At 69.6% G+C, this 12,388-nt stretch carries 12 protein-coding genes; 3 read left to right on the top strand and 9 right to left on the bottom strand.

Annotated features, from left to right (window positions below; all coding sequences use genetic code 11):
• The first annotated feature begins 432 nt into the window (after positions 1-432).
• Both ACWDU1_RS19900 and ACWDU1_RS19895 read left to right on the top strand, forming a co-directional pair.
• Entirely contained in the window at positions 433-1,062 is a 630-nt protein-coding gene (locus ACWDU1_RS19900; protein WP_450000404.1) for an arsenate reductase/protein-tyrosine-phosphatase family protein, read from the top strand.
• A gap of 195 nt (positions 1,063-1,257) precedes the next feature.
• Entirely contained in the window at positions 1,258-1,626 is a 369-nt protein-coding gene (locus ACWDU1_RS19895) for a hypothetical protein (RefSeq protein ID WP_450000403.1), read from the top strand.
• Positions 1,627-1,636: 10 nt separating this feature from the next.
• Here ACWDU1_RS19895 and ACWDU1_RS19890 read toward each other — a convergent pair whose 3' ends face one another.
• The 9 genes from ACWDU1_RS19890 to ACWDU1_RS19850 all read right to left on the bottom strand — a co-directional run bounded on the left by ACWDU1_RS19890 (position 1,637) and on the right by ACWDU1_RS19850 (position 11,921).
• Entirely contained in the window at positions 1,637-2,527 is an 891-nt protein-coding gene (locus ACWDU1_RS19890; protein ID WP_450000401.1) for an acyl-CoA thioesterase, read from the bottom strand.
• A gap of 26 nt (positions 2,528-2,553) precedes the next feature.
• Positions 2,554-3,972 carry a pyruvate kinase gene (gene pyk / locus ACWDU1_RS19885; protein ID WP_450000399.1) on the bottom strand — a complete coding sequence of 473 codons (1,419 nt, stop codon included), beginning with the start codon at positions 3,970-3,972 and terminating at the stop codon, positions 2,554-2,556.
• Between the two features lie 273 nt (positions 3,973-4,245).
• Positions 4,246-4,773 carry an NINE protein gene (locus ACWDU1_RS19880; RefSeq protein WP_450000398.1) on the bottom strand — a complete coding sequence of 176 codons (528 nt, stop codon included), beginning with the start codon at positions 4,771-4,773 and terminating at the stop codon, positions 4,246-4,248.
• Positions 4,774-4,877: 104 nt separating this feature from the next.
• Positions 4,878-6,134, bottom strand: a complete 1,257-nt coding sequence (gene lgt, locus ACWDU1_RS19875) for a prolipoprotein diacylglyceryl transferase (protein WP_450000408.1) — start codon at positions 6,132-6,134, stop codon at positions 4,878-4,880.
• 193 nt (positions 6,135-6,327) lie between these two features.
• A complete protein-coding gene (trpA, locus tag ACWDU1_RS19870) occupies positions 6,328-7,128 on the bottom strand; it encodes a tryptophan synthase subunit alpha (protein ID WP_450000396.1) in 801 nt (266 codons plus the stop codon).
• Positions 7,125-8,417, bottom strand: coding sequence for a tryptophan synthase subunit beta (gene trpB, locus ACWDU1_RS19865; protein ID WP_450000395.1), 1,293 nt, complete (start codon positions 8,415-8,417; stop codon positions 7,125-7,127). The genes trpA and trpB overlap by 4 nt, the downstream gene beginning before the upstream one ends.
• Positions 8,417-9,235 (bottom strand): indole-3-glycerol phosphate synthase TrpC, encoded by an 819-nt coding sequence (gene trpC / locus ACWDU1_RS19860; protein ID WP_450000393.1) that lies wholly within the window; start codon positions 9,233-9,235, stop codon positions 8,417-8,419. The genes trpB and trpC overlap by 1 nt, the downstream gene beginning before the upstream one ends.
• 143 nt (positions 9,236-9,378) lie before the next feature.
• The gene (locus ACWDU1_RS19855; protein WP_450000406.1) at positions 9,379-10,125 is read right to left on the bottom strand and encodes a TIGR02234 family membrane protein; all 747 of its coding nucleotides are present in this window, start codon (positions 10,123-10,125) and stop codon (positions 9,379-9,381) included.
• 197 nt (positions 10,126-10,322) lie between these two features.
• Complete coding sequence (locus ACWDU1_RS19850; protein WP_450000391.1) at positions 10,323-11,921, bottom strand: anthranilate synthase component I; 1,599 nt, start codon at positions 11,919-11,921, stop codon at positions 10,323-10,325.
• A gap of 79 nt (positions 11,922-12,000) precedes the next feature.
• Here ACWDU1_RS19850 and ACWDU1_RS19845 point away from each other — a divergent pair.
• A partial coding sequence (locus ACWDU1_RS19845; protein WP_450000390.1) for a peroxiredoxin occupies positions 12,001-12,388 on the top strand: 388 nt, incomplete at its 3' end.

Here is a 12,388-nt window from a genome sequence, read left to right as displayed (position 1 = left end):
CGCGGCTGCGCCGCCTCGCTTCGAGCGCTGACAGCAGACGCGGGCCGAACCCTTTCAGGGTCTCGTAAGACTCGACGCTGTGGGCGGGGTTCGATCGGGTCGCGGTGATCGATTCGTCGGAGCGGAGAGTTTCGAGCGGGGTGCCGGGGGCGGGGTGTTCTACGACGGGTGGCGGATCGACGCGAGCGAACGGGGTCCGGCGCTTCTCCCGGGGTCGGTGTGGCGGGATCGGATGAATTGAAATCTCGGTGGGGCAATATATTTCGGGTCCGGTAAACGGTGAATTGTCACGGAAACAAAATGCGTACCGGGGGGAAATCCCCGGGTCCGCCGTGTACGGGATGCTACGTGCAGATGAATTAACCGTACGCTGGTGTGATATTGAACAGACTGCGCTTCTGAAGGGGCCGTCGGCCGATTTAGCGTAGCGCTATGCACATCCTGTTCGTCTGCAATGGCAATGTGTGCCGGTCGGTCATCGCCGAACGGCTCACCCGCTCCATCGCGGTCGAATACCGGCTCGGCGGGATCACCGCCGAGAGTGCCGGGACCCGCGCGCTGGTCGGGTTCCCGGTGGAGCCGCGGGCCGCCGAGGCGATCACGGGGCTCGGCGGGGATCCGGCGAACTTCCGGGCCCGCAAACTCGAACCAGAGCATATCGACCGCGCGGATCTGGTCCTTACCATGACCGAGAACATCCGGGACGAGGTGCGCGAACTCGCCATCGGCGCGGGATCGCGCACCTTCACGTTGCTCGAGGCCTATCGGATCGCGCGGGTCACCGGGTCGCGCACGATCGAGGACCTGCATCGCAGCCGGCACAATCTGTCCCGGGTGGGGCGGGAGAACATCGCCGACCCGGTGGGACTGTCGGCCAAGGCGTACTGCGAGGTGGGCGACAAGATCGCGGATGCGCTGGTGCCCCTGCTGGTGGCGCTGGCGCCGGCCGCCACGCCCGGCGATCACTCCCGGGGCCGGCCGCCGCTGGTAGTCGGGCCGACGGTCACGCATACCCGGCTCTCACCGCTGGTGGCGGCCCAGCACACGGGTTGGTACGCCTGAGACGGCCTGCCGGGGCGCGGGTCCCGGAAACGGCGATCCGGCGCCGAAACGCACCCGCCTACCGATAATCCGTCCTGTGGGCACTACACTCGCCATCCGGAACACGATCCGAGAATTCGCTCCCGTTGAAGGTTCGACACACGACAGGAATCAGGCATGCCGAAACGCATTTCGGATGTTTCGCTTCATGTTTATGTGACACCGGAATCCCTGGATCGCCTCGTGGACACGGTCCGGGCGGAGTTGGACGACCATCTGGACGACGGCGATGTCTGCGCATGGCGGTTCACCCTGCCGGTGGCCGAAGACGATTCCCGGCACCGGGATTTCGACAGCCGCTGGCGGGCCGGGAACCCGGGTCTGGAGCCGGGGGATCACGCGACCTTCGAGATCGCGCTGAGCCTGGCCGGCGACCCCACCGAACTCACCGACGGCTATATCGGCGCGCTGGAGCACCGGCTGCTCCGGAGCCTGGACACCCTCGGCCCCGGAGCCCCGTTCACCTTCAGCGCCGAACAGCGCACCGATATCGGTATCGAGCCGCTCTTGGCGGATCGGCTGTAGTACCGCCGCCTCAGCGGCGCGACGGGAAGTGCCGGATCACGCCCTCTTGTACGGTCGTCGCCAGCAGATCGCCCTCGCGTGAGTAGAAACGCCCGGTAGCCAGACCACGCGAGCCCGCGGCCACCGGGGATTCGGTGGCGTAGAGCGCCCATTCGTCGAACCGGAACGGCCGGTGGAACCAGATGGAATGGTTCACGGTGGCCGCGACGATCCGGTCCAGGCCCCACGACAGTCCGTGGGTGGTGATGATCGAATCCAGCACGGTCGTATCCGAGGAGTAGCTCAGCGCGGCCACATGGATCAGCGGATCGTCGGGCAGGGCGCCGTCGGCACGCATCCACACCCGGTTGTGGTTGAGCTTCTCGCCGGTGCCCTTGAGGATCCAGGCGGGATCGTTCGTATAGCGCATATCGATCGGATGCGGGGCGTTGACGAACATCTCCAGTTTGTCCTCGTAGCCCGCGAAGGTCTCCTGGATCCGGGGCAGCGTCTCCGGGTCCGGCACCTCCGGCCGTTCGTGCGCGTGTTCGAGCCCTTTACCCCATTCCTGGAACGAGGCCAGCATGACGAACAGCTCCTGGCCGTCCTGGGTGGCGGTCACGGTCCGGTTGGCGAAGGCGCGACCGTCCCGGTGCCGTTCGACATGGAATTCGATCGGCTTCTTGACATCGCCACCGCGCACGAAATGGGCGTTGAGCGCGTGGATCGGGCGCTCGCCCGCCGTCCGGCCGGCCGCGACGACCGCCTGGGATACCAGCTGGCCGCCGAAGGTCCGGCTGGCGACCTTCTCGGGATGCCTGCCGAGGAACACGTCCTCGGCGATCTCCTCGAGGTCCAGCAGCTCGAGCAGGGTGTCGAGATCGGTGTGCCGGCCGGTCCGGTCGTCCACCGGCGTGCTCACCGGACGGCTCCGCGACGCTGCGTCATTCAGTGGTCCTCCTCGCCGATACGGTGCACGTGGATCAGGTTGGTGGAACCGACGGTACCCGGCGGGGAGCCCGCCACGATGACCACCAGATCGCCCTTGCGGTACCGGGTCATGCTCAGCAGGGCCTGATCGACCTGTTTGATCATGGCGTCGGTGCTGTCCACGGTGGGCACGATGAAGGTTTCGGTACCCCAGGTCAGCGCCAGCTGGCTGCGCACCTCCGGCAGCGGGGTGAACGCCAGCAGCGGCAGCGGCGTATGCAGCCGGGCCAGGCGGCGCACCGTATCGCCGGACTGGGTGAAGGCGACCAGGGCCTTGGCGTTGAGGCGTTCGCCGATATCGCGGGCGGCGTAGGAGATGACACCGCGTTTGGTGCGCGGCGTATGGGTCAGCGGCGGCACGCTGGTGGATTCGGTCTCCACCGCGTGCACGATGCGGGCCATGGTGCGCACGGTCTCGATCGGGTACTTACCGACCGAGGTCTCACCGGAGAGCATGACCGCGTCCGCGCCGTCGAGCACCGCGTTGGCCACATCGGAGGCCTCCGCGCGGGTGGGCCGCGAGTTCTCGATCATGGATTCCAGCATCTGGGTCGCCACGATCACCGGCTTGGCGTTCTCCCGGGCCATCTGGATGGCCCGTTTCTGCACGATCGGGACCTGCTCGAGCGGCAGTTCCACGCCCAGATCGCCGCGGGCCACCATCACCGCGTCGAACGCCAGCACAACGGCCTCGAGATTGTCGATGGCCTCCGGCTTCTCCAGTTTGCCGATCACCGGCACCCGCCGGCCGACCCGGTCCATCACATCGTGCACGAGCTCGATATCCGACGGCGAGCGCACGAACGACAGGGCGATGAAATCCACGCCCAGGTTGAGGGCGAATTCGAGATCCTCGATGTCCTTTTCCGAAAGGGCGGGCACCGAGACGTCCATCCCCGGCAGCGAGACACCCTTGTTGTTGCTGACCGGTCCGCCCTCGGTCACCTCGCACACCACGTCGTTGCCCTCGACGCGCACCACCTCCAGCCCGACCTTCCCGTCGTCGACGAGGAGCCGGTCGCCGGATTTGGCGTCCTGGGCGAGTTGTTTGTAGGTGGTGGAGACGCGATCGTGGGTGCCCTCGATCTCGTCGACGGTGATCCGGACGACCTCACCGGTCGCCCAGTAGGTCCGCTCCTCGGCGAAACGGCCCAGGCGGATCTTGGGGCCTTGCAGATCGGCGAGTATGCCGACGGCGCGGCCGAGATCGTCGCAGGCCTGCCGCACCTTCTTGTAGTTTTCGGCGTGGTCGGAGTGCTCGCCGTGGCTGAAATTCAGCCGGGCGACGTCCATACCACTCTCGACGAGCTCTCGAATACGTTCCTCGGTGGCAGTGGCCGGGCCGAGGGTGCACACAATCTTCGTCCGTCGCATCACGTGTCGAGCCTAATCCTGCCGGGATGTCCCGTGCCGCCCGCCCCGCGGGGTGGGCGATACCGGTGACACGAGGGTGAACCGTTACGCGGCACTGCGTGAATCAGGGTGAACCGCCGGGTTGATCGCCGTGTTACTTCTCGATGAATTCCACTGTGCGCGGTATGTCCGTTCCACATCGGCGATACGATCCGGCCACCCGGAATCTCGCGCGGATCACGTCCCCATAACGCACACCGACCCCCGGCGTACCGGGGGTCGGTCACTCGCGAAGCGTCAGTTCTCGCGCAGCGGACGGCCGTGCGGGTCCTGGACGCTGCCGGTGAGCATCATGATCCCGTCGATGAGCGGCCAGATCCCGCCGATGCCGCAGGTGAGCCAGGTTGCCGCGATCTGGGCGATCGCGATACCGGTGTCACCGATATAGAAGCGCCCGGCACCGAAGGAACCCAGGAAGATCTGCAGCAGGCCCGCGGTCAGCTTCTGCTTGTCCGAATAGGGCACACCGTTCATATCCCGGCCGTACGGCGCTTCGGGATCCATCGGGTTGTACATCCCCGGGCCCCCCATCGGCGCTCCGTACGGCTGTCCGTACCCGGGCGCGGCACCGTACTGGGGCTGCGACGGATAGGGCTGCCCGCCCGACGGATACGGCTGGCCCCCGGACGGATACGGCTGCCCGCCGGACGGATACGGCTGCTGCGGCTGCGACGGGTACCCCGGCGCCCCACCCGATTTGCTCAGGTCCGGTCCGGTCCCCGGCGGGCCGTACTGCGGTCCACCCTGCTGGTACGGATCGGTCATTGTTCCTCCTTGTATGGTGCCCCCGGCAGTGGAGGACATCCGATTTCGTGGCCTCCCCTGCGAGAGATGCTGCCAGACGACTGCGGTGGCCGCCGGGCGGCATCCTATTTCGCTCGCGGAGCGGCGGATTCGGCGTTGTCGCCCGCCGCCGCGGCCTTCTTCTCATCGGATGTGTCATCGGGCGCACCCGCGGATTCCGGCCCCGCGGTGGCCGCGGCCGGCCCGGACTCCGGCTCCGCCGCCGCTGCGGCACCCGGCTTTTCGCCGGTCTCCGCGTCCGGATCCGTCACTGCCCCGTCCTCCTCGCTACCGATGACCTCGGTGGTATCCGTGTCCTCGGATTCGGCCGGGGTATCGCCCCCCTGGGCGGGAGCGTTATCACCCTCGCCGTTCCCGGGCTTCTCGTCACCGTCGCTGTCACCGTCGCCCACGGTGGTTTTCGTCGTCTCGGCGGCGGGGGCCGCACCCGCGGCCCGCAACGCCCCGAGCTGCCACGGCCACGGACGCGGCCCGGCGTCCGGGCTCAGCTGCGCCGGGGTCTCGCGGCCCCTGGTCGCGAGCAGGAAGTAGGCGATCGCCGCCAGGAAGACCAGCGCGGAAGTGAACGAGTTGATCCGGATACCCGCGATCTGGGTGGCCTCGTCGTCGCGCATCAGCTCGACGAAGAACCGGCCGAAGCAGTAGCCGGCCACGTACAGCGCGAAGAGCCGGCCGTGACCGATCCGGAACCGGCGGTCCACGTAGACCAGCGCCAGCACCACCGCGACATTCCAGAGCAGTTCGTACAGAAAGGTGGGATGCACGACCGAATGCACCTCACCGGAGGAGACGCCGTTCATCATGTCCAGCCGGCCGGCGTCGTCGAAGCGCAGGTAGATCTCCAGGCCCCACGGCAGATCCGTTTCCCGGCCGTAGAGTTCCTGGTTGAAATAGTTGCCGAGACGCCCGATGGCCTGGGCCAGCAGGATCGGCGGTGCGATGGCGTCGCCCAGGGCGGGTAGCGGGACCTTGTAGATCCGGCACGCGATCCAGGCGCCGATGGCGCCGAAGAAGACCGCGCCCCAGATCCCCAGTCCACCCTGGTAGATCTTCAGCGCGTCCATCGCGTTGCCGTCGGCCCCGAAGTATTTCTGCCAATCGGTGGCCACATGGTAGATACGGCCGCCGATGAGCCCGAAGGGCACCGCGAACACCGCGACGTCGAGGACGGTACCCGCCTCACCACCGCGCGCCCGCCAGCGCTTCTCGCCCCACCAGATGGCGACGACGATGCCGAGGATGATGCAGACCGCGTACGCGCGCAGCGGGAACGGGCCGATATCCCAGACACCCTGCGGTGGACTGGGCAGATAGGCCAGCAGATCGGCGGCGTGCGGTACGGCGCCCCCGGAATTTCCGGCGGCGGGGACAGTATCCGGTGCGGCTTGAACGGTCACGGGGCAACCGTAGCGGAGACCGTGACGATCGGACGCCCGGCCTCCGGACCGTGTGTCCGGGAGCCACGGCCGGATGCCGCGGCGGCCCGTGCGTCCCTGCCGCGCGCGGCCCCTGTTACTAGGAGACGGCGGCCGCGGCGCGGACCCCGTCCGACAGTTCCCGGGTCAGCGCACGCACCGCGTCGAGGCCTTCACCCGCGGCGGAGACCAGCGCCGAACCGACGATCACGCCGTCGGCGTAGGCGGCGATCTCCGCTGCCTGCGCGCCCGAACGCACCCCGAGCCCCACGCCGATGGGGATATCACTGTGCGTCCGGATCCGGGCGCACAACGCGGGAGCGGCGGTCGAGACCGCGTCCCGGGCGCCGGTCACGCCCATGGTGGAGGCGGCGTAGACGAATCCGGAACTGGCATCGAGGGTGGTGGCGAGCCGTTCCTCGGTGGAGGACGGGGCGACCAGGAAGATGCGGTCGAGATGATGAGCCTCGGATGCGGCGATCCAGTCCCCGGCCTCGTCCGGGATCAGGTTCGGGGTGATGATGCCGGCACCACCGGCGGCCGCCAGATCCCGGGCGAAACGGTCGATCCCGTACTGCAGCACCGGATTCCAGTAGCTCATCACCACGGCCTGCGCGCCCGCGGTGGTCACGGCCTCGACCACGGAGAAGACGTCACGGACCCGGACGCCGCCGCGCAGCGCCTGTTCCGCGGCGGCCTGGATGGTGGGCCCGTCCATGACCGGGTCGGAGTAGGCGACCCCGACTTCGACGATATCGCAGCCGGATTCGACCATCGCCCGCACGGCGTCCCGCGACCCCGCGAGGTCCGGGTATCCGGCGGGCAGATAGCCGATCAGCGCCGCTCGGTTGTCGGCCCGGCACGCCGCGAAAGTGGCGCCGAGACGCGAATCGGAACTCACTGACCGTTCTCCTTGCCGCTGTCGGAGTCGTCGAGGAGCCCGAACCAGCGGGCGGCGGTGTCCATATCCTTGTCACCGCGACCGGACAGGTTCACCAGGATGATCGCGCCCTCGCCGAGCTCGCGGCCCAGTTCCAGCGCTCCGGCGACCGCGTGCGCGGATTCGATGGCGGGGATGATGCCCTCGGTGCGGCTGAGCAGCAGCAGGGCGTCCATCGCGGCACTGTCGGTGATCGGGAGGTATTCGGCACGGCCGATATCGCGCAGCAGCGCGTGCTCGGGACCCACACCGGGGTAGTCCAGGCCCGCCGAGATCGAATGCGATTCGATGGTCTGACCGTCCTCGTCCTGGAGCAGGTACGAGTAGGCACCCTGGAAGGCACCCGGAGTGCCACCGGTGAAGGTGGCGGCGTGCCGTCCGGTTTCCACCCCGTCGCCGGCGGCCTCGTAGCCGACCAGCCGGACCCCGGGATCGTCGATGAAGGGGTGGAAGATACCGATGGCGTTGGACCCGCCGCCCACGCAGGCGGCGACGGCGTCGGGCAGCCGGCCGGTGAGTTCCCACACCTGGGCGCGGGCCTCCATGCCGATGATGCGCTGGAAATCGCGGACCATCATCGGGAACGGGTGCGGACCGGCGGCGGTGCCGAAGCAGTAGTAGGTGTCCTCGGCATTGGTGACCCAGTCGCGCAGGGCCTCGTTGATGGCGTCCTTGAGGGTCTGCGAGCCGGTGGTCACCGAGACGACCTCGGCGCCGAGCAGGCGCATTCGCGCCACGTTCAGCGCCTGGCGGGCGGTATCGACCGCGCCCATGTAGACGATGCAGTCCAGCCCGAGCAGCGCACAGGCGGTGGCGGTGGCCACGCCGTGCTGGCCGGCGCCGGTTTCGGCGATTACCCGGGTCTTACCCATGCGTTTGGCCAGCAGCGCCTGACCCAGCACGTTGTTGATCTTGTGTGATCCGGTGTGGTTCAGATCCTCGCGTTTGAGCAGGATCCGCGCGCCACCGGCGTGTTCGGCCAGCCGGACGCATTCGAACACCGGGGAGGGCCGGCCGGTGTAGTCGCGCTGCAACCGGTCGAGTTCGGTGAGGAAGTCCGGGTCCAGGCGGACCTTGTCGTATTCGGCGGTGACCTCCTCGATCACCGCCATCAGTGCCTCGGGGACATGGCGCCCGCCGTAGACCCCGAAATGACCGCCTTCGTCGGGCTCGTGCGCGCTGCGCTGCGCCACTCCGCGGCTGGCGGTGGGCAACGGGCCGCTGGTGGAGGACACGCCGGACCCGGCCATCACCGGCCCCGCCGCGCCGGTTTCGGGCAGGACGGATGGGTGCCCGCGGTGACCAGCTCCGAGACGGCGGCCCGGGGGTCGCCGCTGGTGACCAGGCCTTCGCCGACCAGGACCGCGTCCGCGCCCGCACCCGCGTAGGCGAGCAGGTCGGCGGTGCCGCGCACCCCGGATTCGGCGATCCGGACCACCTCGGTGGGCAGGCCGGGCGCGATCCGCGAGAAGCAGTCGCGATCGACCTCGAGGGTTTTGAGGTTGCGGGCGTTGACGCCGATCACCGAGGCCCCGGCGGTCAGCGCGCGGTCGGCCTCCTCCTCGGTGTGCACCTCGACCAGCGCGGTCATCCCGAGCGATTCGGTGCGGTCGATCAGCGAGGACAGGGTGTCCTGTTCGAGCGCGGCGACGATCAGCAGGATCACATCCGCGCCGTGCGCCCGCGCCTCGTGGATCTGGTAGGGCCCGACGACGAAGTCCTTGCGCAGCACCGGGATGGTGACCGTCGCGCGGACGGCGTCCAGATCGTCGAGCGATCCGTGGAAACGCCGCTGCTCGGTGAGGACACTGATGATGCGGGCGCCGCCGTCCTCGTAGGCCTTGGCGAGGCTGGCCGGGTCGGTGATCTCGGCGAGAGCGCCCTTCGAGGGACTGGCCCGCTTCACCTCGGCGATGACGCCGATACCGTCTTCGAGTAGTGCGGCCTTCGCGTCCAGCGGTGACGGGGCGGCGGCGGCCGCCGCCTTCACCGCGGGAAAGTCCAGCACCGCTTCCCGAGCGGCTACATCCGAGCGGACCCCGTCGAGAATCGAGTCGAGTACCGTCATCTGGCTCGAATCCTTTCTGGGGAGACGCGTGTTACTGCCTGCAGGATTCCCCCAGGCGGTGTCTCACCGATGCTGAACAAGAGTAAATGGGAGCATGCGGCGCGGTGACGCCGGGGGCGGCTCATCGCGCCCGGACCGACCTGCTAGGGCGCATCGCCGGCCTCCGGCGGAAGCGATTTCCCGGCGGCGCCCGGCGCGGCACGCTCGGCCGATCCCGGGCCCGCGGCGTCCTCCCCCTTCGCGCGGGAGCCCGGCGCCGCGTCCCCGGCAGCCGTCCGCCGCGTGTCCGGGACCTCGGCGCCGGCGTCGGTCGGATCGGCGCCGGCGTCCAGCGCGTCCCACAGCACACGTTCGGGCAGCGGTTCCCCGGCCGCACCCTGTTCGACGGCGCGGGTCGCCGCGAGCTTACGGGTCGCGGGGGCGTCGTACTTGCCGGAGAGCGGTTTGGTCCCGGTCGGCATCCGCGCCAGCAGCAGGCCCGCGCCGAACGCGGCCAGCGCCCCGCACAGGGTGAGCACGGCGGGCGCGCCCGCCGTCACGACCTCCTGGACCTGCGCCCGCCCGGGCAGTTCGGCCAGATCCGCGGCCCGCTTCTCGGTGGCCCCGGAGCCGGTGAGCAACGCCAGCGCGGGCACGGCCGTCACCGCGGCGATCAACGCCACCAGCACTCCGACCAGCCGGCGCATCCAGCCCCGGGTCGCCAGCACCGCGGCGATGGCGGCCAGCAGGACCAGGGCCAGCGGTGTGAGCGCGCCGAACCAGACCCCGCCGTTCAGTTCGTCGGTCCGGGGTTCGGTGAGACCGTCGGCGGAGGTGACGGTGACCCAGGTCAGTCGCGACGCCCCCCACAGCGCGGCCGCGCCGACGGCCAGCAGCGCGGACGCGGCCACCGGGTACCGGCGGCCGGCGGGGGGCGGGGGTGCGGCGGCGGATTCGTCGTCGCCCCAGTCGGCGGGACGGGGCCGCGGCGTGCCGGAGCCGGCCGCGGCGGCCTGCCCTCCGGTGCCGCCGGCCTGCCCTCCGGTGCCGCCGGCCTGCCCTCCGGTGCCGCCGGCCTGTCCTTCGGTGCCGCCGGTTTCGCCCGCGGTCATACGGGGCCTCCGGCCGCCGAGGCAGCCGATTCGCGGCGGGCGCGGCTGCCGGCCTCCTCCGGCGCCGCACCGTCGAAGGCGCGTACGGTTTCGGCGGCGGCCACCGCGCGCAGCACCGCCATCGCCTTGTTCCGCGATTCGGTGTCTTCGTATTCGGCCTCGGAATCGGCCACCACCCCGGCCCCTGCCTGCACATAGGCGATGCCGTCCTTCAGCAGCGCGGTGCGGATGGCGATGGCGGTATCGGCGTCACCGGCGAAATCGAGGTAGCCGACCACACCGCCGTACACGCCCCGGCGGGTCGGTTCGAGTTCCTCGATCAACTGCATGGCCCGGACCTTGGGCGCGCCCGACAGGGTGCCGGCGGGGAAGCAGGCCCGCACGGCATCGAGCGCGATCTTGCCCGGGGCGAGCCGGCCGGTGACCGTGGACACCAGATGCATGACATGGCTGTACCGCTCGACGTGGCGGTACTCGGTGACCCGCACGGTGCCCGGCATACAGACCCGGCCCAGATCGTTGCGGCCGAGATCCACCAGCATCAGATGCTCGGCGTTCTCCTTGTCGTCGGCCAGCAGGCCCTTCTCCAGCAGCAGATCGTCCTCTTCGGTGGCCCCGCGCCAGCGGGTGCCCGCGATCGGATGCGTGGTCGCCACGCCGTCCTGCACCGCCACCAGGGCCTCCGGGCTGGAGCCCACGATCGAGAACGCGGTCTCCCCGGCACCGTCGGGGATATGCAGCAGGAACATGTACGGGCTCGGGTTGGCCGCGCGCAACATCCGGTAGAGATCGATGGGCGCACCGCCGTAATCCATTTCGAAGCGCTGCGACAGCACCACCTGGAAGGCTTCTCCGGCCTCGATCTCCGAGACCAGCCGGCGCACCCCCGCCCCGTACTCGTCCGGGGTGCGGGCCCGGCGGAAATCGGGTTCGGGCTGGTCGAACACCGAGACCGTGGAGGCCGCGGGCGCGGCCAGCGCGGCGGTCATCCGGTCCAGCCGGGCCACCGCGTCGTCGTAGGCCTCGTCGACGTTGTCGGCGGTGCCGTTCCAGTTCACCGCGTTGGCGATGAGGGTGATCGCGCCCTCGTGATGGTCGAAGGCCGCCAGGTCGGTGGCCAGCAGCAGCACCATCTCCGGCAGTTGCAGATCGTCGATCGTCTGCTCGGGCAGCCGTTCCATCCGGCGGACTGCGTCGTAGCCGAGGTAGCCGACCATACCGCCGGTCAGCGGGGGCAGGCCGGGCAGCCGTTCGGTCCGCAGCAGTTCCAGGGTCTCGCGCAGCGCGTCGAGCGGATCACCACCGGACGGGGCACCCGCCGGGGTGGCACCGAGCCAGGTCGCGGCACCGTCCACCGAGGTGAGCGCGGACGGGCTGCCCGCGCCGATGAACGACCACCGCGACCAGGACCGCCCGTTCTCGGCGGATTCGAACAGGAAGGTGCCCGCGCGGTCACCGCCCAGTTTGCGATAGGCCGAGAGCGGGGTCTCCGAATCGGCGAGCACCTTCCGGGTCACCGGGACGACCCGGTGTTCGGCGGCGAGTTCGCGGAATCGGTCGCGGGTGGTAGTCGCGGGTGTGTGCGCGCCGTGCATTCGGACCATCATTCCAGCCGATACCCGCGAACTCGTGACGCACCCCGTCCGACGCGCCATCGCGGGTACTGTCCGGGGTATGAAGATCGGCCAGCTCGCCCCGGCGTTCGAACTCCCGGATCAGACCGGCGCCCTCCGTTCCCTCGATTCCCTGCTGGCCGACGGCCCGCTCGTTCTCTTCTTTTATCCGGCGGCCAATACTCCGGTGTGCACCGCCGAAGCCTGCCATTTCCGTGATCTCACCGCCGAATTCGCCGCCCTCGGCGCGAGTTGCGCCGGGATCTCCGCCGATGCCGTGGACGTGCAGGCCGGGTTCGCGGGCTCACAGCGGCTGGAGTACCCGCTGCTCTCCGACGCCGACGGCGCGGTGGCCGAGGAGTACGGCGTGAAACGCGGTCTGCTGGGCAAACTCATGCCGGTCAAACGACACACCTTCGTCCTCGATACCGACCGCCGGGTCCTCGAGG

It is taken from the genome of Nocardia sp. NPDC003345 (assembly GCF_053589395.1).
The sequence above is the reverse complement of the archived record's forward strand: the minus strand, read 5'-3'. Positions and strand labels throughout refer to the sequence as shown.